We start from the raw sequence: 18,709 nt of genomic DNA on the forward strand, positions 1-18,709 counted from the left end.
ATTGGGAAGAGATTGAATGAGTAATCTTGCTAGAAGTTATATTGAAATAGCGCAAATGATGTCACAAGAGACAGGGACTCACTTTACATCACAAAATGATGCAATGGTGAAATCTCGCATTGACAAAAGAATTGTAGAGCTTCGTTTAAATAATGCTGAAGAGTATCTCTCTCTTATTAAGACTCCTGGTAGTCAAGAGAAGAGTGAGCTAGTTTCACTACTAACGACACACTACACATTCTTTATGCGTGAAAAGAATCAATTCGAATTCATTGTAAAATCTCTTCCTAAGATAGTTGAGCGCATCAAAAATAGTGGCCGAAATAGCCTTAAAATCTGGTGTGCAGCCTGTAGCAAAGGTGATGAAGTATATAGCCTTGCAATGATTTTAAAAAAGCATTTAAGAGAAATAGATCCAAGTTTTAAATTTGAAATTTTGGCCACAGACATTTGCGAAAAATCAGTGAAGCATGCACAAAAAGGTGTTTATTACTGGAAAGAGCTACAAAAAGTTCCTAAAGAGTACTTGGAAGGAAATTGGTATCGCGGTAGTGGTGATATTGCTCCCTTTGTAAAAGTAAGTGATGAGCTTAAAAAATTTTGCAAATTTAAGGTTCATAATTTAATAGATGAAAATAGCGCGGAGTATCGCGATAAGTATGACATTATTCTATGTCGAAATGTCTTTATTTATTTCAATGAGAACCAAATCGATAAAGTTATAAAGAAATTTTCTAATTGTGTGACAAATAAGGGATATCTTTTTATTGGTATCTCTGAAACACTTAGGAAGCACGAGGGATTCCAAAGTCTTGGGCAGTCAATTTATTTCAAAACAAATCATGAAACTAAAAGAAGTGTTCGAGTTAGGCAAGAGCAAGTTAAAAAAATTCTAATTGTAGATGATTCTAGTACGGTTAGGAAGCTAATTAGAAAGTGTCTAACAGGTGTTCCTGGCTACGAAGTTGTTGGTGAAGCAGTTGATGGTGCAGATGGTTTAGAGAAAATTAAAGAGCTTAAACCAAATGTTATTACTCTTGATATCAATATGCCAAAAATGAGTGGTCATGATGTTTTAAAGAACCTTCCAAAAGATCAGTCGCTTCAGGCAATTATGATTAGTTCTGTAAGTAAGAGTGATGGGGATATCGTTATGCGCTGTCTAGAAGATGGTGCCTTTGATTATCTTAAAAAGCCTTCATTTGATGATATCTTTAAGTTTAAAAAGGCTCTTTTAGAAAAAATTGATCTTGCTTATAGCAGTATTGTTAAATCTAAAAGTCAAAAGTTAACTAGCTGGGTAGGAACTAATAATTTTGATTTCTCAGGTAGTCAGTTGATCACAATTGGTGCTTCAACTGGGGGAACTGAGGCGATCAAGCAGTTGCTTATGCGTTTCCCTAAGGAATTTCCACCTGTCTTAATTGTACAGCATATTCCACCAGTCTTTTCTACGGCATTTGCAAATCGTTTAAATGAGCTTTGTCCATTTGACGTTGTTGAGGCTACTGATGGTGAAGAAGTTAAAAATAACACCGTCTACATCGCTCCTGGTGGAATTCATATGGGAGTTGTTGGTAAAAGTAAATTAATGATCAAGTTAGATAGTGAAACACCGATATATTCTGGACACCGTCCGAGCGTTGATTATTTGTTCGAAAACTTAGCTAAGCTAAAAGGACATAAAGTTACAGCTGCTCTTTTAACCGGAATGGGAGCTGACGGTGCGAAAGGTTTACTGAAATTGAAAGAGTGCGATACTTTTACAATTACACAAGACGAGGAAACTTCAGTTGTATATGGAATGCCTAAGAAAGCATTTGATTTAGGTGCTTCTTGTATTTCCTTACCACTGGATAAAATTACTGAGCAAATTCTGACAAGGGTTGCGAAGAATTAAAATAGAATTTTGGGGAGAGATTGAGGGGTTATGAAAGGACAATGGACAATTAAGAAACAACTTATTGCACTATCAGCTACTATGCTTGCCATACAGCTAGTTATTGCATTTGTGGGATATCAATCATTAACATCAGTGAAGTCACATCTTTATACAGTATTTTCTAAGAGACTTCCTAGTATTAACAGTCTAGTGCAAGCCGACCGTGACTTTCAGCAGATGTTGGTTGCGGAAAGAACGCTACTTCTAGAGGGACTAACTGAAAAACAGAAGAAAGCATTAGCTGATGACTACTTTACTAATAAGCAGCAAGTTGTTGATCGCTTCAAAAAGTATACTGCTCTAGGTGATTCACCTAAGGAAATTGAAATTTCGAAAAAATTTAACGAGGGACTAGAAGCATTTGAAAGAACTGCAGCAGAAAAGTTTCCTCTTAATAAAGATGGTGAGTTTAAGAGATTTAATAAGTCACAATTGATTTCTAATTCTCTTGGGCCAGTTAACTCTAAATTTGAGAATGCAAGAGATAGTTTAGATCAATTACAAGAGCTTATTTTAGGAATGGGAGATGCTGAATTTAAGGACGCAGATGAGACTTATTCTAATTCGATCTTCTTAATGTCTATTATCTCAGTTATTAGCTTATTCGGCTCTGTTGGTATTTGTATTTTTATGGCAAGAAGAATCGATGGACGTATCAATAATATCGTTGAGTCAATTTCTCATGAGGGACAAAATTTAGAGAAAGTATCTAATACTTTTAAAAATAAGTCAGTTGCACTTAGCTCTATTTCTGAGCAACTTTCAGCAGCAGCAACAGAGACATCGAGCTCTTTACATGAGATTTCTCAAATGATTAAGAGCAATACTGATGGATCTAATAATGTAGCTTCTCTGATTCAAAAAAGTCAGGAGCTTGTTACTGATGGTGTAAAGTCTCTAGGAGATTTAGGACGTGGTGTTAAGGATGTTGATAGTAGTACGACTGCACTAGCAAATACTGTTGAAAAGAGTAATAGCGAATTAAATGAAATTATCTCTGTATTTGAAGAAATTAACGCTAAAACACAAGTGATTAACGATATTGTCTTTCAAACAAAGCTACTTTCTTTCAATGCGTCTGTTGAAGCAGCAAGAGCAGGAGAGAACGGTAAAGGTTTTTCTGTTGTAGCAGAAGAAGTAGGGAATCTTGCTAAAATGAGTGGTGACTCTGCTGATGAAATTTCTAAACTACTTGTTAATAGCTTAAAAAGAGTAACTGAGATTGTTGATGATTCAAGTAAGCATGTAAATGAATCATTAAATATGAGTCGAGACAAAATTAACAAAAGTGTTGAGATTAGTAATCAATGTCAGGAAGTATTTACTCAAGTACTAAGAAATTTTGATGAGGTTTCAGCTAACTCTAATGAAGTGGCAAATGCTTCAAAAGAGCAGTTAATTGGGGTCGAAGAAGTTAGTAGAGCAATGCAGGAAATTTCAAGTTCTGCAAGTTTAACAAATCAGTCGGCACATGATCTTAAGGCTGCATCGACAGAATTAAGCCAAGCTGTTATCCACATTGGTGAAGATATTACTGATTTAAGAGGATTAATTGTTGCTCAAATCAGGTCAGCAGCAAGAGCAGTTAATAATGTTGTAAACTTTCATAAAAAATCAGAAAATTCTGAGACAAAGAAAGCTGCATAATAACTGTCATTCATATCAAATAAAATAAAGGGCACTTTCACAGTGCCCTTTTTTTTACTATATTTTATCTAGGTTTTATGAACTCCCTAATTTATAATTCTTTTAAAGAAGGGATGTTTATATGTTGTTTTTTAGAAAGTATATCTTAGCATTTACTGGTTTATTCTTGTGCTTATTTCTTATTGTTCATCTCGGTGGAAACTTAATTTTACTATTGCCTAAATTTCACGCTCAATCTCTTTATAATTTGTATTCACATACATTGGCAGAAAATCTTCTTATCAAAGTCGTCTCAATTTTTCTCTATTTGGCTATTTTGATTCATACATATATGGCGGTACGAGTAACGATAAAAAATTCACGCTCACAAGGAGTCGATTACGCCTTTAAAGATAATAGTGAAGTGACGACTTGGACTTCCCAAAATATGGGGCTTCTTGGATTCATCATATTAATATTTATTGTTGTTCACATGGGAAATTTTTGGGCTCGAGTGAAGTTAGGCTTTGGACAGAGCATTCCGATAGATTCTAGTGGCCATAAAGATATCTATTTAATTACAACTCAATTATTTAAGAATCCATTCTATGTTATTTTTTATTCTCTACTTATGATTCCTCTTGGCGCCCATATAAATCATGGCCTATCGAGTGCGTTCAAAACACTAGGATTCTATCGATTAAAGCATATACAAGTTCTAGATAAGTGTAGTCGATTTTTTTCATTAATTATCACTTTCGGCTTCGCAATTATTCCTATTGTTATTTTTATTAGGGAGAAACTGTAATGTTAGATGCAAAAATTCCTAATGGAGAATTAAAATCAAAATGGTCTACTTATCAAGCAGAAAGTAAGTTACTTAATCCTGCAAATCGAAAGAAAGTTTCAATTATTGTTGTTGGATCTGGTCTTGCAGGTGCTGGTGCGGCAGCTACGCTTGGTGAGCTTGGCTACAATGTAGATTGCTTTTGTTATCAAGATTCTGCACGTCGTGCTCACTCTGTTGCTGCCCAAGGTGGAGTTAATGCAGCTAAAAATTATCAGCATGATGGTGATAGTGTTTGGCGAATGTTTTATGATACTTTAAAAGGTGGTGATTTTCGCTCACGTGAAGCAAATGTATATCGTCTTGCAGAGCTTTCGGCTCCTCTTATTGATCATTTTACACAGCAAGGTGTTCCATTTGCTAGAGAATACGGTGGTGTACTAACTAATCGAAGCTTTGGAGGTGTACAAGTTCAACGCACTTTCTATGCAAGAGGACAGACTGGTCAGCAACTACTTCTTGCTGCTTATTCTCAACTTTCAAAAATGGTAAAGCAAGGTAATGTTAAGATGCATCCTCGTACTGAAATGCTTGATCTCGTTATTATCGATGGAAAAGCAAAGGGTGTTATCACACGTAATTTAGAAACTGGAGAACTAAAGAAATTCATGGCAAATGCTGTCGTATTAGCAACTGGTGGTTATTCTCGCGTTTTCAGATTATCTACTTTGGCAATTGGTTGTAATGGTTCTGCCATTTGGGCGGCCCATAAGAAAGGTGCTTTTTTTGCAGCACCTAGCTTTACACAGATTCACCCAACTGCACTTCCTCAATCGAGCGAATTACAGTCAAAACTTACTCTTATGTCTGAGTCATTGAGAAATGATGGGAGAATTTGGGTTCCTAAGAAAGCTGGAGATAGTCGAAAGGCCAATGAGATCCCTGAGGAGGATAGAGACTATTATCTTGAGAGAAAATATCCTAGTTTTGGAAACTTGGCCCCTCGTGATATTTCTTCTCGTTCAGCAAAAGAGCAAATCGATTCAGGTCATGGTGTCGGTGTACTTAAGAATGCTGTCTATTTAGATTTTAAACATGCAATTGAAAGGTTGGGAATTGAGGTGATAAAAGACCGCTATGGGAACCTTTTTCAAATGTATGAAAAGATAACTGGAATTAATGCTTATCAAGAACCAATGATGATTTCACCTGCTGCCCACTTCTCAATGGGAGGGCTTTGGGTTGATTATGAATTGATGACAACGGTACCGGGCCTTTATGCAATAGGTGAATGTAATTATTCAGATCATGGTGCTAATCGCTTAGGTGCAAATTCTCTTTTACAGGCAAGTATTGATGGTTATTTCATTTTACCAAATACAATTAATAACTATCTTGCCGATGAAATGAAATATGACCAACCAGATATATCTCATGACGAATTTTCTAAATGTCTTGAAGAAGTTGAAGCACGTATAAAGATGCTTCTTAAAATCGATGGTTTGAAAACAGTTGATCATTACCATCGAGAACTCGGAAAAATTATGTGGCAAGAGTGTGCTATGAGTCGCAATAAGGCCGGTCTTGAAAAAGCAATTTCTGAAATAAAAGAATTAAAATCTGAATTTTGGAAAAATGTTAAAGTTACTGGTTCTAATAATGAGTTAAATCCCGAATTAGAAAAGGCGCTTCGTTTAGCTGACTTTATTGAGCTAGGTGAACTTATGTGTCTTGATGCTCTTCAAAGAGAAGAGTCGTGTGGTGCTCACTTTCGAGAAGAGTACCAGAGTACTGAAGGTGAAGCAGTTCGTAATGATGATGAGTACAGTTATGTGTCTGCTTGGGAGTACTCTAGCGGTGAGTATCAATTACATCGCGAAGAACTCAATTTTGAATATATTAAACCAACAATCAGATCATACAAGTAGGTAGCAATGAGAGTAACTTTTAAGATTTGGCGACAAGATAATTCAAAAGTTGATGGTCAATTTGTCGAATACGAACTTGAAAATATTAGTAGAGATATGTCCTTTCTCGAAGCACTTGATATGCTTAATGAAAGTCTCGTTTTAAAAGGCGAGAAGGTCATTGCTTATGATTATGATTGTCGAGAAGGCATATGTGGCCAATGTGGTGTTTTTATCAATGGAAGAGCTCATGGGCCACATGCTAATACAACAACATGTCAGCTTCATATGAGAAGCTTTAGTGATAATCAAGTAATAACTGTCGAGCCTTGGCGTGCGAAATCATTCCCAATAATTAAAGATCTTGTTGTTGACAGAAGTGCTCTAGATCGAATTGTTGAGAGTGGAGGGTATATAACAGCTAAGACAGGAACAGCTCCTGAGGCTAACTCAATACTTATTGGAAAAGAGGTTGCTGATTTATCAATGGATTCTGCTGCATGTATCGGGTGTGGTGCATGTATTGCAACTTGTAAAAATGCTTCGGCAGCTTTATTTACGTCTGCAAAATTGACCCACTTAAATCTTTTACCGCAAGGAAAAGTTGAAGAAGGAAGAAGAACTTTGTCCATGACAAAACAGATGGAGTTAGAGGATTTTGGTCATTGCTCATTTACTGGGGCATGTGAGATAGAATGTCCTGAAGGGATTTCTATTTCTAATATTGCCAGAATGAATTTCAGTTTATTAAAAGCAAAGCTTTTAAAATAATCCCAGAAACTTCCACCATGCTCCTCCTATAATCAACCATATCAGAATGTTTACAATTGATATGAGAAATCCCATTTTCCACCAGTCTGATAAATCAACATAACCTGAACCAAAGAATACTGGGGCCGGCCCTGAGCCATAGTGAGTTAATGAACCAAAGAGGTTTGAAAAAAAGCCAAGAGTGATGGCCATGAGATATGGTGGGACTCCAACCTGTACGCCCACTCCTATGAATACTGCTGCCATTGCTGTTACATGTGCTGTAGCAGATGCAAAGAAGTAATGAGAGTAAAAATAGATGCCTGCTAGAATTGGAAATGCAATTGTCCATGCAAGAGTTGAGACTTCGTTTGCAACATACTTACTAAACCATGGGACAAAGCCAAACTTATTTAAAAAATCTGCCATCATAACTAGAACGCCAAACCATATAAGTGTGTCCCATGCTCCTTTTTCTGACTTAATATCATCCCACGTTAAAACACCTGTAATAAGAAGAATAGATAGTCCTCCAAAAGCAGTTGTTGTAGCGTTTATATTTAAGGTACTTCCAAAAATCCAAAAGACGATAAGAAAGATGAAAGTTGCAATCATTGTCCACTCTTGTACTTTCATCTTACCCATTTCTTCAAGTTTCATTTTGGCAATTTCTTGTGCACCAGGTGTTTCTTTAATTGAAGGAGGGTAAACTTTATAGATGACATAAGGGACAGCGATTAAAGATATTATGCCGGGTAAAATAGCAGCCAACGCCCATCCTCCCCATGTGATTTTAACGCCATTATCTGCAGCAAATTGTTGTATTAATGGATTGGCCGCCATTGAAGTAATAAACATTGCTGAAGTAACCATACATACTTGAAAGCAGCTCAAGGTAAGAAAGTGACCAATCTTTCTATTTGTTGGATCGTTAGGTTTTGAGTCATAGCTGAGGCTTAAAGACTTCATAATAGGAAAAATAATACCTCCACCGCGTGCGGTGTTTGAGGGAGTTGCTGGAGCGAGAATGAGATCACTTATTGCAAGTCCATAAGCAAGTCCAAGTGTTCTTCTTCCAAGTAAGAAGACAAAGTAATAAGCGATACGTGCGCCAAGTCCTGTTTTTACGAACCCATTTGCAATGAAGAAGGCGATAACAATTAGCCATATTGTACTATTAGAAAATCCAGATAAGGCTTCAGCTTTAATTTTCAATGTTTGAGTAAAAAGACTTATAGCAAGTCCTACCATACACATTGAGCCCATTGGCATTGCCTTAATAATAATACCTAAGATGGTGCTTAAAAAGATAGCAAAGAGATACCACGCTTTAGGCTCTAATCCATCTGGGATTTGTTGATGCCAAATAAATACTCCTAACGCAAGAACACAGATAAGTCTGATTAATCGAACTTCAGATTTCATATTATTTATCCCTTTTAAATAAATTGATTTTAATATTGTTGAAGGAGAAGTTGCAATTTAAGAAAAAATTTAAGAAGATGCGTACATGGAAATTACATCATATCATGCACACTTATATTACGATGAATCAACTTACGAGAAGGCCCTAGAGGTTATCGAGCAGGTTAAGAAATTAAGTTATGTTGAAGTAGGAAGAGCACATCAAAAAGAAGTAGGGCCTCACCCTCGCTGGAGTTGTCAGTTCTTATTTTCTCCAGAAAAGTTAAATGACATGATTCCTTGGTTACTTGAAAATAGAAGTGGGCTTACCGTTTTTACTCATGCAAATACTGGAGATGATTATCTAGATCATACTCAAAATACACTATGGATGGGTGAGATCTTAGATCTGAAACTATCTATGTTTAAACCAATAAAATAAAATTGTTTTTGAAATTCAATTTATCGAAATTTCGATTAATTTTATCGTTAGTGTCAAAGATTAATAGAACACACACAAGTATTTCCCCTAATTAGGATATAATTGTTTAGCATTTAAACCATCGCAAGGGGGAGAGAATGACCGATGTACTGTTGGGAGAGGTCGATGGCCTCGTGGAAGAACATCAAAAAGTGAGTAGGGCCTTTAAGGAATTAATTGTCCTGTCTCAAGAAGTCGATAGAGTTTGTAAAAACCATATCGATGTGCCAAAGGATATCACCAACTTTCTGATTAAATTCTGGGTAACTCTCGAGGCCCTTACTCAAAAAGAGGAAAAATATATCTTTCCTTCATTAATAAAAGACATTGATAGACGAGCTTATGAAAAGGCGAATGAAGCATTGAGAACTCACTCTAAATTAAAGAGTGAACTGAAAGTTCTGGTGGATTATGTTTTACAATACAAAGTTAATGAGAATTCATGTGAGCTTTGGAAAGAGCTTGTTAATCGTACTACCGAAGTTGTTACAACACTTGAGGAGCATTTAAATTACGAAGGTGAGATATTTGCACTGATGATAAATTCTTACCAAATTTATGATGGGCATAGTGTTGATATAGTTTCTCCATCAGATTTAAAGCTTAAAATTAGCTAAATAGTAGAAGTTGATTTAGGTCATAAAACAACAAAGCTGACGTAGATCATATTGCGCCATGCGTAGGTTGCTATACTTATTTGAAGTATAGATATTACTGCAGGGGTAAAATAAGTGAGTAAAGTTTCAAATTTTAAAGATCAGGTGGCCAAGCTTGTTTCTTTTCATCAACAAATTCGTACAGAGTTTAAAAGTCTAATTATTTTATCTCAGGCTGTAGGAGAATCATCAAAAGGTAAGCATGGGGCCCCAAGCGGTATCTCTGAATTTCTTTTGAGATTTTGGATTACACTTGAAGCGGATATGCAAAATGAAGAGCGATATATTTTTCCTTTAATACTTAGGGAAAATTGTAGCGATGCATATGAGTATATTAAAGAAATGACTAATGAGCATTTGGAACAAGAAGAAGAACTTAGAGGTCTAATTCAAATGGTGCAAAATTATGAACTACAAGAAGAGAGTTGCCCAGAATGGGAGAATCTTTATCTAAAAGTAAGACAGGCCGTTGATAATCTATGCCGACATATGAACTATGAAAATGAAGTTATGTATTCATTTGTTTCGCAATATGAAAATAGAAATGGAGCTGCAGTTTAAAAAAGTACAACACCAAATTCTTGAAGGATCAATTTCACTGTCGGTGAAATTGATTTCTTTGATGGCATAACGGCCCAAATCGGAATCGACTGATCCGTGTACTCACTAAGCAAAGGCAATAACGTCTTATTTCTAATATGATCTAAAACATAAACACCAGGTAGTTTACAAATACCAAGACCTTGAAGAGCTGCGTTCATTTGTGCTCGTCCATTGGAGCTCTTAAAATTTCCTCTTACTTTAATACTTTCTTTTTGATCTTCATTATAGAATTGCCAGGTATCATTATTTCCAATGAGACAATTGTGAGAGCTAAGGTCTTTTGGTTTTTTGGGATGTCCAAACTTATTTAGATAATTTGGTGATGCGCAGACAAATTCTTTACGATCAGCAATTTGAATAGCAAAACCTTTCTTTGGCTTTTTAGCTGTTACACGAATAGCAAGATCAAACTCATGAGAAGTTATATCAATTAGCTCAGTAGAGAACTCAAGTTCTGCTTCGATTCCCGGATGTTTCATCATGATATTTGAAATCATTGGAGCAATGATATCTTCTCCATATGCTCCGGCCAAAGAGATTCTTATTTTATCTTTAGTGGATTCATAGCTCTCTTTAGATTGCTTAGTAAATCTTTCTATTTCTTGGATATGAATTGCACATATTTCAAAGTAGTTTTTACCGAAGTCTGTGAAGTCAATGAAGCGCGTATTTCTTTTTAGTAGTGGTTGCCCAAGTTTGTCTTCTAGCTCCTTCACTGCTTTACTTAAATGTGAACGAGAGACATTAAGGGCATCTGCTGCTTTCGTAAATGATCGAAATTGTGCAACTTTTATAAAACTATAAATGTGACTTAAATCCTTAATTGTTTCCATATATAAACAATGTGTCGAATGATGTCACAATTGTCAACAATTTGGTTTCAATATATAATGATGCATCAAGATAAAAGAATATTTTTCTGGAGGTATATATGAAAGTAAAAGCTGCTGTTGCTTGGGGCCCAAATGAGCCACTTAAAATTGAAGAAGTTGATTTAGAAGGACCAAAAAAGGGAGAGGTTCTTGTAAAAATGCATGCTACAGGTGTTTGTCATACTGATGCATTCACTCTTTCGGGAGCAGATCCAGAAGGTCTATTTCCTGTAATTCTTGGTCACGAAGGTGGTGGAGTTGTTGTTGAAGTAGGTGAAGGTGTAACTAGTGTTGAAGTTGGTGATCACGTTATTCCTCTATACACTGCTGAGTGTGGTGTTTGTAAAATGTGTAAATCAGGAAAAACAAATCTTTGTTCTTCTGTTCGTGAGACACAAGGTAGAGGTCTTATGCCAGATGGAACAAGCCGTTTTTCTAAAGATGGAAAAATGATTCATCACTATATGGGAACTTCTACTTTTGCTGAATACACAGTTGTTGCTGAAGTATCTCTTGCAAAAGTTAGTAAAGAAGCTCCTCTAGATAAAATCTGCCTTCTTGGTTGTGGTGTAACAACTGGAATCGGTGCAGTTTTCAATACTGCTAAAGTTGAAGAAGGTGCAACAATTGCAGTATTCGGACTTGGTGGAATTGGTCTATCGGTACTACAAGGTGCAAAGATGGCAAAAGCTGGAAGAATTATTGCTATTGATATTAATGATGATAAGAAAGAAATGGCAATGAAGTTTGGTGCAACTGACTTTGTTAACCCTAAAAATTATGACAAGCCAATTCAAGACGTTATTGTTGAACTTACTGACGGTGGTGTTGATTACTCGTTTGAGTGTGTTGGTAACGTTAATTTAATGAGAGCAGCTCTAGAGTGTTGTCACAAAGGTTGGGGGGAATCAATTATTATTGGTGTCGCAGGTGCAGGTCAAGAAATCAGTACTCGTCCATTCCAACTAGTAACTGGACGTGTTTGGCGTGGTAGTGCTTTTGGTGGTGTAAAGGGGAGAACAGAACTTCCAGGTTATGTTGATCGTTATATGTCGGGCGAAATTAATCTTGATGATCTTGTAACTTTCAAATTACCATTAGAAAAAATCAATGAAGCTTTCGATCTAATGCACGAAGGTAAGGCAATTAGAACTGTTATTGATTTTAATGCTGAAGGTTAATTCATGAGCTTTGAAAAATTAAAAAGTCATAAATCATTTGAAGGGGAGACAGCATTCTGTCTCCACTCTTCAAAAGTTACAAAGACAGATATGAAGTTTTCATACTTCAAGCCTGATACTGATAAAATTGAAAATATAATCATTTGGTTGTCTGGCCTTACATGTACGGAAGAGAATTTCATAACAAAAGCAGGTGCTCAATTTCACCTTGCTAAGACAAATACAATGATCGTTTGTCCTGATACTTCTCCAAGAGGACTTGAGCTTCCTGGTGAGCATGATAGTTATGATTTTGGTTCAGGTGCTGGATTTTACTTAAATGCGACTACAGATGGTTATAAAGACCATTATAAGATGTATGATTATATCGTTAATGAGTTTGTTCCATTACTAAAGGATGCCTTTGGAAATGCAAAGCTTTCGATTACTGGTCACTCAATGGGTGGGCACGGAGCACTTGTTATCGGCTTAAAAAATCCAGAATTATTTCATGCTATCTCTGCGTTCTCTCCAATCGTAAATCCAACGCAAGTACCTTGGGGGCAAAAAGCCTTTACTGGGTATTTAGGCAATGATGAGAATTTATGGAAGCAGTACGATGCTTGTGAGCTGATCAAGAGTGGCAGGACTCATGCAAAGAAAATATTGATTGAGCAAGGACTTGCTGATGAATTCTTTGAAGAACAATTAAAGACAAAGAATTTTGAAGATATTTGTGCAGAGTTTAATCAAGAGCTAACGGTAAATTATCGCCAAGGATATGATCATAGCTACTATTTCATCGCCTCATTTATCGAGGATCATCTCAAACACTTAATTTCTTAATTTATAATTAAAGACAAGGGCCTCACGGGCCCTTTTTTATTTACTTTAGTTATGAATTTGATGGAATTGTCGATATAATTAATGCCATGGAAAAAATGAAACTCACATTTTATGGCGCTACATCAACGGTAACTGGATCAAAAACTTTTCTACATATAAATGGTAAGAATATTCTCATCGATAGTGGAATGTTTCAGGGAGGAAAAGATTTAAGTGATTTAAATCAAAAACTTCCAGATTTTGATATTTCAAAAATTGATGCAATCTTTCTTACTCACGCTCACTATGACCACTCTGGCTACTTACCTGTATTAGTTAAGAATGGCTTTAAGGGTAAAATATATTGTACTGAAGTAACAAAGAAGATTGTCGAAATAATCTTAAGAGATTCTGCAAATATTCAAGAGTACGATTTTAAAGAAAGGAAAATTAAAGAAGTTCTCTATGGCCTTGATGATGTAGATGAAACAATGACATATTTTAAAGTTGTAGAACAAGGTCAATGGTACGGAGACGACTTTCGTTATATTTTTGAAGAAGCAGGTCATATTTTAGGTGCTTCTAGTATTATCTTTGATAATGGAGAGTCCAAAATCTGTTTTTCAGGAGACGTTGGCCGTAAGGATGATCTTATTCACATGGCACCTCATAAAGAAACAGAATCAGACTATCTTGTGATTGAATCAACTTATGGAGATCGCCTTCATAAGAAAGAAGATACTCAATTAGTACTTAAAAAACATATTAAGAGAATAATATCTACTCAAGGTGTACTTCTTATTCCTGCTTTTGCGGTTGCACGAACTCAAGTTATTATCTACTCACTATTTGAACTTTTCGAGAAGTATCCGGATATAGATATTCCAATTTATCTGGATACTCCAATGGGAGTTCGTGTAACAAGGCTATATATGCAAATGGCCGAAAAGTTAAAAGTTGATTCTGAGCGATTTATCTCTGCAATGAAAAAAGTACGATTTGTTGAATATAGTAGTGATACAAAGAAACTAGCTCGCGCTAAGAAGCCATTTATTCTAATAAGTTCCTCAGGAATGATAAGTGGTGGGAAGATTCTTAAGTATATGGATATGTATGCAAAACATGAGAATAATACAGTTCTAATAACTGGCTTTCAAGGTGAGGGGACGATCGGTCGAAAGTTAGTTGATAATGAAAAAGAAATCTATCTTCTTGGGCATACGATGAATGTCAGGGCCCATGTCGAAAAATTAGAGTCAATGTCGGCCCATGCTGATCGTGATGAATTGATTGATTATATTAAAAAATCAGGTTCAAACTTAAAAAAGGTTTTCGTTAATCACGGAGAAGAGCCAGTCGTCATTAACTTTGTAAAGACGATAAAAGAGAGCTTGGGTGTAGAGGCGATCAATGTTGAAGATGGCATTGATTATATTTTGGGGGAATAATGAAAATTGTTGTTACTGGTGGACCAGGTGGTGGAAAAACTACTGCACTTGATCTTTTCAAAAGAGAACTTGTGGAAGATATCGTGATTGTTCCTGAAGCTGCTACTTCTGTTTTTCAAAGTGGTGTTGCTAGAGATAAGAGACCTGAAGTTGTAAAAGATATTCAAAAAATGATTTATGATTATCAAGTGAACTTAGAGTCGATTTATGAAAAACAGAACCCTGGAAAAATACTTCTGTGTGACCGTGGAACATTAGATGGAATGGCGTATTGGCCGGATGAGTGTGGTTCTTTTTTTGATAAAATTAATTCCACTTATGACCATGAGTTGAATCGCTATGATGCAGTCATATTTTTTGAAACTGGTGCCAACTCCGGAGGTGATATTACGAGTAATAATATCTACCGAAGTGAGACAAACAGACAGGCAATTGAATTAGATCGTAAGTTAAAAGAGATATGGTCAGTTCATCCTAATTTTTACTTTGTTGATAGTAAGAAATCATTTATGGATAAAATTATCAGTGGTGTAGAAATCTTAAAAACAGTAGTTAAATAATGAAAAGCAGCAAGAAGAGTAAGAAAACAAAAAAGCTTAAATATATTATTCAAAAAGTTAATAAGACTTTTGAAGAATTTGATAAGAAAAAATTTAAGAGAAGTTTAGAAGCTGCTGGGATTTCTGAAAAAGCAAGCCAAGAGATTGTTAAAGAAATTGCTGAAGAACTTGATCCATTTTCAACTTCAACTGCAATTCATCAAAAGACCTACCGTGCCCTGAAGAGAAGATCTAAACTCGATGCTGCAAATTATAATATTAAGAGGGCCATCTATAAATTAGGCCCAACTGGATATCCATTTGAAATTCTTTGTGCTGAAATGTTAAGAGCCAAGGGGTATAAAACTCAAGTTTCAGTAGTTAAGAAAGGAAAATTTGTTAAGCATGAAGTTGATGTCGTTGCTTCAAGGGCCGATGGAGATATATACTGTGAGTGTAAGTTTCATAATCGAAAGTATTATAAAAATGATGTGAAAATACCTCTTTATGTTTATGCTCGTTATCTCGATATTAAAGAAGCTAATCCACACTTAAATTTTCAATATGCTTTAATTTCAAATACACAGTTTTCAGAAGATGCAATCAAGTACGCCAAGGGTGTCGACTTAATGTTATTTTCGATGAATTATCCAAAAAAGAATACATTCTGTGATTTGATTCAACGCTATCGAATCTATCCAATTACAGTTTTATCGACTCTAAGAGCGAGAGAGAAAAAGAAGCTTCTTGATAAAGGTATTGTGGTTATCAAGCATGTAAATAGAGCTTGCTTAAAAGCACTTGATCTTAGCGATAGTGAAGTTCGAAAAGTTTTAAATGAAATAAAAGTCTTGATGAGCAAGAGCTAACTACCTTATTTATGTTAGTTAACGGATGCGTTTGGACGTGATTTCAGTGTGTTACCTTAAGTAATTATTACAGCAAAACCCATATTTTCTAATTATCGTTCATAAAAATGGCATAATCTTGCTATGCGTAATTTTGGAGGAAGATAATTATGAAAAGAGTAATGTCTACAGTTCTGTCGTCTCTTTTATTGGCCACTTCGGTAACTGCCACAGCTGGTGATTTTGAGAATTATGTTAAAACCCTAAAGTATAGCAAGCTTGATTCAAAGCTTGGTGGCAATATTAAAGAGGTTGTTACTCGCAATAAGCTTCCGCTTACACGTCCTGAATTTTGTCCATTAAATAATACGCGCTCTTATGAAGAAGCATTAAGTAGTTTAAAGGCCATTGTAACAGTTTTCAAAGATGACTGCTTTGATGGTAATGAATCATTAATCGAACAAGTCCTTAACAGTTCAAATGAACTTGAAGAGGAATTAAATAAGTTAAAAGAAGAGCAGGGAAAAGAAACAGTTGATGTTATTCCTTCTGCAGATGAAGTAGATATTAATGGTATTCCTTTAATGCAGGTTATGAATGGAGTAAACACGCTCTTTTCAAATAATAAGTGTTCAAGTCTTGATAGAACTCCATTTCTTCAGCGCTCGGCAGATGTTATCCAAACATTTTCGCAATTTGGTTTATACTCACCATCTGGTGTAACAGTTGCCTATGGTGGATTAGCTGTTGCTTCAATTTTACGATTTATTAACAATATTTTTAATGACCGTTTTCAATTTGAAAATGAAGAAGATATCAATACTTTTGTAAAGCTTAACTGTGCATACTACGACGTAAGAAACCAAGTAAAGGCCCTTGAGGTTTTCGATATCGATACGGACAGACATTATACTGATAAAGAGATATCTAAAGCATTAGTTGCACAGGTAAAGAAAGAGTTAGAATCTCTTACGAAGGCAAAAGAAAGTGTCGAAGCTGAGTTTGAGAAAATTAAAGAAGCTGAAGTTGCAAAAGTTGATGCTGATGTTGAAAAACTAATAGTCGGTCTTTATGAGAAAATGAAAACACCTCTTTCTGATAAGCCTGGTAAATCTGCAACATACCAACAAGCTGAGATCCTAGGAGAATTAGCTTACTCAAAACCGTTGCTAGAAGAGTACTTAAATGAATATATTGCAGAATCACAAGGAGCGGATCGTTTCTTAAATATGCTTTTCAAACAAAAACTAAGCAAACTTGATAATGCAATGGAGCTTATGGAGATGAGTGTTAAGGATTTTAATCAGCTATTCCTTGCAGATATGGCCAGCTCATTCAATAGAGTTCTAAATAATATTCAAGCTAAGAGAAAGAAGGCCCGTGACAACTTTGATGACACATATTTAATCTCACTAGGTGAAGAGAGTATCTCTGTAAAAGAATATAAAGAGCTTCTTAAAAGTGATGATCTAAAAAAGAGAGAGAAGGCGATTGCCGATGCTTATGGTGCTATTTCTGAAGTTGATAATCGCCTAGCTGCCATTATTGCAAAGAAAGAGTATTCTTCTGTAGATTCAAAAGATGGTGATTTAAGAGAAATTATTAAGTCTCTTGATATCGTTCGTAACCATGTTTATGGAAAGTATGGACGCGAGTTCTTAGATAAAATGAGAAGCCTTTCTGAAGAGCAAAATAAAAACTTTAATCAAAAGTATAAAGATCTTGAAAAGAATTATGAGATCACTAAGTCTGGTAATTCAGCAAAACTTGGCGAAGATGCTCAACTTAACGCATGTGTTGATGTACAAACGACAAGAGAGATTTGGGTATATGCTCAAAAACTTTCAGAGCTAGGTTATGATTTCATCGCAACTAATAATGATATCTTTGGTGATGCAGACAATGCTGATAGAAAGAGAATTAAATCTCATAATGATTCAGCGATCCTTGCTCGTCGTATTATCACAGCAAGAAATTATCTAAAGAAGATCGCAATGCAAAGAGAGCTTGGACGTGAAGATGTTGAAGTTGAAGGTCAGAAGTATTCTCTTGCAGAAGCCGAAGGTGTTGTTCGTAATATTGAATTTTATGGAAAAAAGCTTTCGCTAGAAGAAGCACAAGATTACCTTGATAATAAATTTGGTCAAAAAGGTTTACGAGGCGATCGTCTTGGACAGATTATGATGGAAATCATCAATAATCGAGATAAAACGGTTGGACTTCAAAAATTCTATAAAGTTAACAAGTGCTCAAATCTTTCAACAATTTCTAGATAATTAAAAGCCAGCTTAAAGCTGGCTTTTTTAATGTGTATTTTATTTATGTTCTCTTGTTTAAGTGTTCACGCATGCTATAAGTCACAAGTATTTTTAAAACTTAAATCAGGAGATAATTGATGAAAACAATGATCATAGCTCTAATTTCACTAGTATCACTAAATGTTATGGCAAAGACTGTAACAAAGAATCTAACTAATGAAGAAACTCAAGTTGCAGTTAAACTTGCTAATCAATATAAAGTTGAGCTTCAAGTAAGTGGACCTTGTACTAAAGTTGAATTTAATATTATCGATAGTATTAAAGGATACAATCCGGCCGTATGGAGCCTAAATGCAGGTCATATGACTTACCTTTTAGAAGATAGTGAAGCGACTAGCTTAGTGTATCTTTTTGATCGTGTCGAAGTTCCTTCGGTAATGATCAACTCATTTACGCAAGTTTCAAAAGCGACAATTACTGGTTCATCTTGTGGGTTTAATCCATACAAGTGGACTATTTCATTTGATGATTTAGACTAGAAGCCTGTTTTTAAGTTGGCGAGACTTGGCCAACTTCGGCTTATAAACAGGATGTTTTGTAGCA

At 35.5% G+C, this 18,709-nt stretch carries 17 protein-coding genes; 15 read left to right on the forward strand and 2 right to left on the reverse strand.

The genetic code is table 11. The annotated features are described in order from the left end of the window. The first annotated feature begins 16 nt into the window (after nt 1-16). The 5 genes from cheB to ACMAWV_RS10860 all read left to right on the forward strand — a co-directional run bounded on the left by cheB (nt 17) and on the right by ACMAWV_RS10860 (nt 7,033). Complete coding sequence (cheB, locus tag ACMAWV_RS10840; RefSeq protein ID WP_103217677.1) at nt 17-1,900, forward strand: chemotaxis-specific protein-glutamate methyltransferase CheB; 1,884 nt, start codon at nt 17-19, stop codon at nt 1,898-1,900. Between the two features lie 30 nt (nt 1,901-1,930). Then, on the forward strand, nt 1,931-3,589 hold the full coding sequence (locus tag ACMAWV_RS10845; RefSeq protein WP_103217678.1) for a HAMP domain-containing methyl-accepting chemotaxis protein: 1,659 nt from the start codon (nt 1,931-1,933) through the stop codon (nt 3,587-3,589). A gap of 121 nt (nt 3,590-3,710) precedes the next feature. After that, nucleotides 3,711-4,376 carry a succinate dehydrogenase cytochrome b subunit gene (locus ACMAWV_RS10850; RefSeq protein WP_103217679.1) on the forward strand — a complete coding sequence of 222 codons (666 nt, stop codon included), beginning with the start codon at nt 3,711-3,713 and terminating at the stop codon, nt 4,374-4,376. Next, nucleotides 4,376-6,283, forward strand: coding sequence for a fumarate reductase/succinate dehydrogenase flavoprotein subunit (locus ACMAWV_RS10855; protein WP_412470384.1), 1,908 nt, complete (start codon nt 4,376-4,378; stop codon nt 6,281-6,283). Before ACMAWV_RS10850 ends, ACMAWV_RS10855 begins: the two co-directional genes overlap by 1 nt. A gap of 6 nt (nt 6,284-6,289) precedes the next feature. Then, nucleotides 6,290-7,033, forward strand: coding sequence for a succinate dehydrogenase/fumarate reductase iron-sulfur subunit (locus ACMAWV_RS10860; RefSeq protein WP_103217681.1), 744 nt, complete (start codon nt 6,290-6,292; stop codon nt 7,031-7,033). On the opposite strand, the gene ACMAWV_RS10865 is transcribed toward ACMAWV_RS10860, so the two are convergent. Then, a complete protein-coding gene (locus ACMAWV_RS10865; protein ID WP_103217682.1) occupies nt 7,025-8,437 on the reverse strand; it encodes an anion permease in 1,413 nt (470 codons plus the stop codon). The two genes, ACMAWV_RS10860 and ACMAWV_RS10865, sit on opposite strands and share 9 nt — an antisense overlap. Nucleotides 8,438-8,522: 85 nt before the next feature. On the opposite strand from ACMAWV_RS10865, the gene ACMAWV_RS10870 reads away from it, so the two are divergent. The 3 genes from ACMAWV_RS10870 to ACMAWV_RS10880 all read left to right on the forward strand — a co-directional run bounded on the left by ACMAWV_RS10870 (nt 8,523) and on the right by ACMAWV_RS10880 (nt 10,114). Further along, the gene (locus tag ACMAWV_RS10870) at nt 8,523-8,858 is read left to right on the forward strand and encodes a DOPA 4,5-dioxygenase family protein (RefSeq protein WP_103217683.1); all 336 of its coding nucleotides are present in this window, start codon (nt 8,523-8,525) and stop codon (nt 8,856-8,858) included. Nucleotides 8,859-8,995: 137 nt separating this feature from the next. After that, entirely contained in the window at nt 8,996-9,514 is a 519-nt protein-coding gene (locus tag ACMAWV_RS10875; protein WP_412470383.1) for a hemerythrin domain-containing protein, read from the forward strand. A gap of 114 nt (nt 9,515-9,628) precedes the next feature. After that, a complete protein-coding gene (locus ACMAWV_RS10880) occupies nt 9,629-10,114 on the forward strand; it encodes a hemerythrin domain-containing protein (RefSeq protein WP_103217685.1) in 486 nt (161 codons plus the stop codon). Here ACMAWV_RS10880 and ACMAWV_RS10885 read toward each other — a convergent pair. Further along, nucleotides 10,111-10,989: a LysR family transcriptional regulator gene (locus tag ACMAWV_RS10885; protein WP_412463443.1), complete on the reverse strand. Its 879-nt coding sequence runs from the start codon at nt 10,987-10,989 to the stop codon at nt 10,111-10,113. The genes ACMAWV_RS10880 and ACMAWV_RS10885 overlap by 4 nt on opposite strands. A 98-nt stretch (nt 10,990-11,087) precedes the next feature. Between ACMAWV_RS10885 and ACMAWV_RS10890 the strand changes: the two genes are divergently transcribed. The 7 genes from ACMAWV_RS10890 to ACMAWV_RS10920 all read left to right on the forward strand — a co-directional run bounded on the left by ACMAWV_RS10890 (nt 11,088) and on the right by ACMAWV_RS10920 (nt 18,645). Then, nucleotides 11,088-12,209, forward strand: coding sequence for an S-(hydroxymethyl)glutathione dehydrogenase/class III alcohol dehydrogenase (locus ACMAWV_RS10890; protein ID WP_103217687.1), 1,122 nt, complete (start codon nt 11,088-11,090; stop codon nt 12,207-12,209). A 3-nt stretch (nt 12,210-12,212) separates the two neighbouring features. Continuing rightward, complete coding sequence (fghA, locus tag ACMAWV_RS10895; RefSeq protein WP_412470382.1) at nt 12,213-13,034, forward strand: S-formylglutathione hydrolase; 822 nt, start codon at nt 12,213-12,215, stop codon at nt 13,032-13,034. A gap of 86 nt (nt 13,035-13,120) precedes the next feature. Further along, entirely contained in the window at nt 13,121-14,461 is a 1,341-nt protein-coding gene (locus tag ACMAWV_RS10900) for an MBL fold metallo-hydrolase (RefSeq protein ID WP_392993507.1), read from the forward strand. Beyond that, entirely contained in the window at nt 14,461-15,021 is a 561-nt protein-coding gene (locus ACMAWV_RS10905; RefSeq protein WP_103217690.1) for an AAA family ATPase, read from the forward strand. Before ACMAWV_RS10900 ends, ACMAWV_RS10905 begins: the two co-directional genes overlap by 1 nt. Then, the gene (locus ACMAWV_RS10910) at nt 15,021-15,869 is read left to right on the forward strand and encodes a restriction endonuclease (RefSeq protein WP_412470381.1); all 849 of its coding nucleotides are present in this window, start codon (nt 15,021-15,023) and stop codon (nt 15,867-15,869) included. The genes ACMAWV_RS10905 and ACMAWV_RS10910 overlap by 1 nt, the downstream gene beginning before the upstream one ends. A gap of 149 nt (nt 15,870-16,018) precedes the next feature. Continuing rightward, nucleotides 16,019-18,124, forward strand: coding sequence for a hypothetical protein (locus ACMAWV_RS10915; RefSeq protein ID WP_103217692.1), 2,106 nt, complete (start codon nt 16,019-16,021; stop codon nt 18,122-18,124). A 119-nt stretch (nt 18,125-18,243) separates the two neighbouring features. Beyond that, a complete protein-coding gene (locus ACMAWV_RS10920) occupies nt 18,244-18,645 on the forward strand; it encodes a hypothetical protein (protein WP_412470380.1) in 402 nt (133 codons plus the stop codon). Nucleotides 18,646-18,709 lie beyond the last annotated feature (64 nt).

This window comes from Halobacteriovorax sp. RT-1-1 (assembly GCF_047085455.1).
Taxonomy (GTDB): Bacteria; Bdellovibrionota; Bacteriovoracia; order Bacteriovoracales; family Bacteriovoracaceae; genus Halobacteriovorax_A.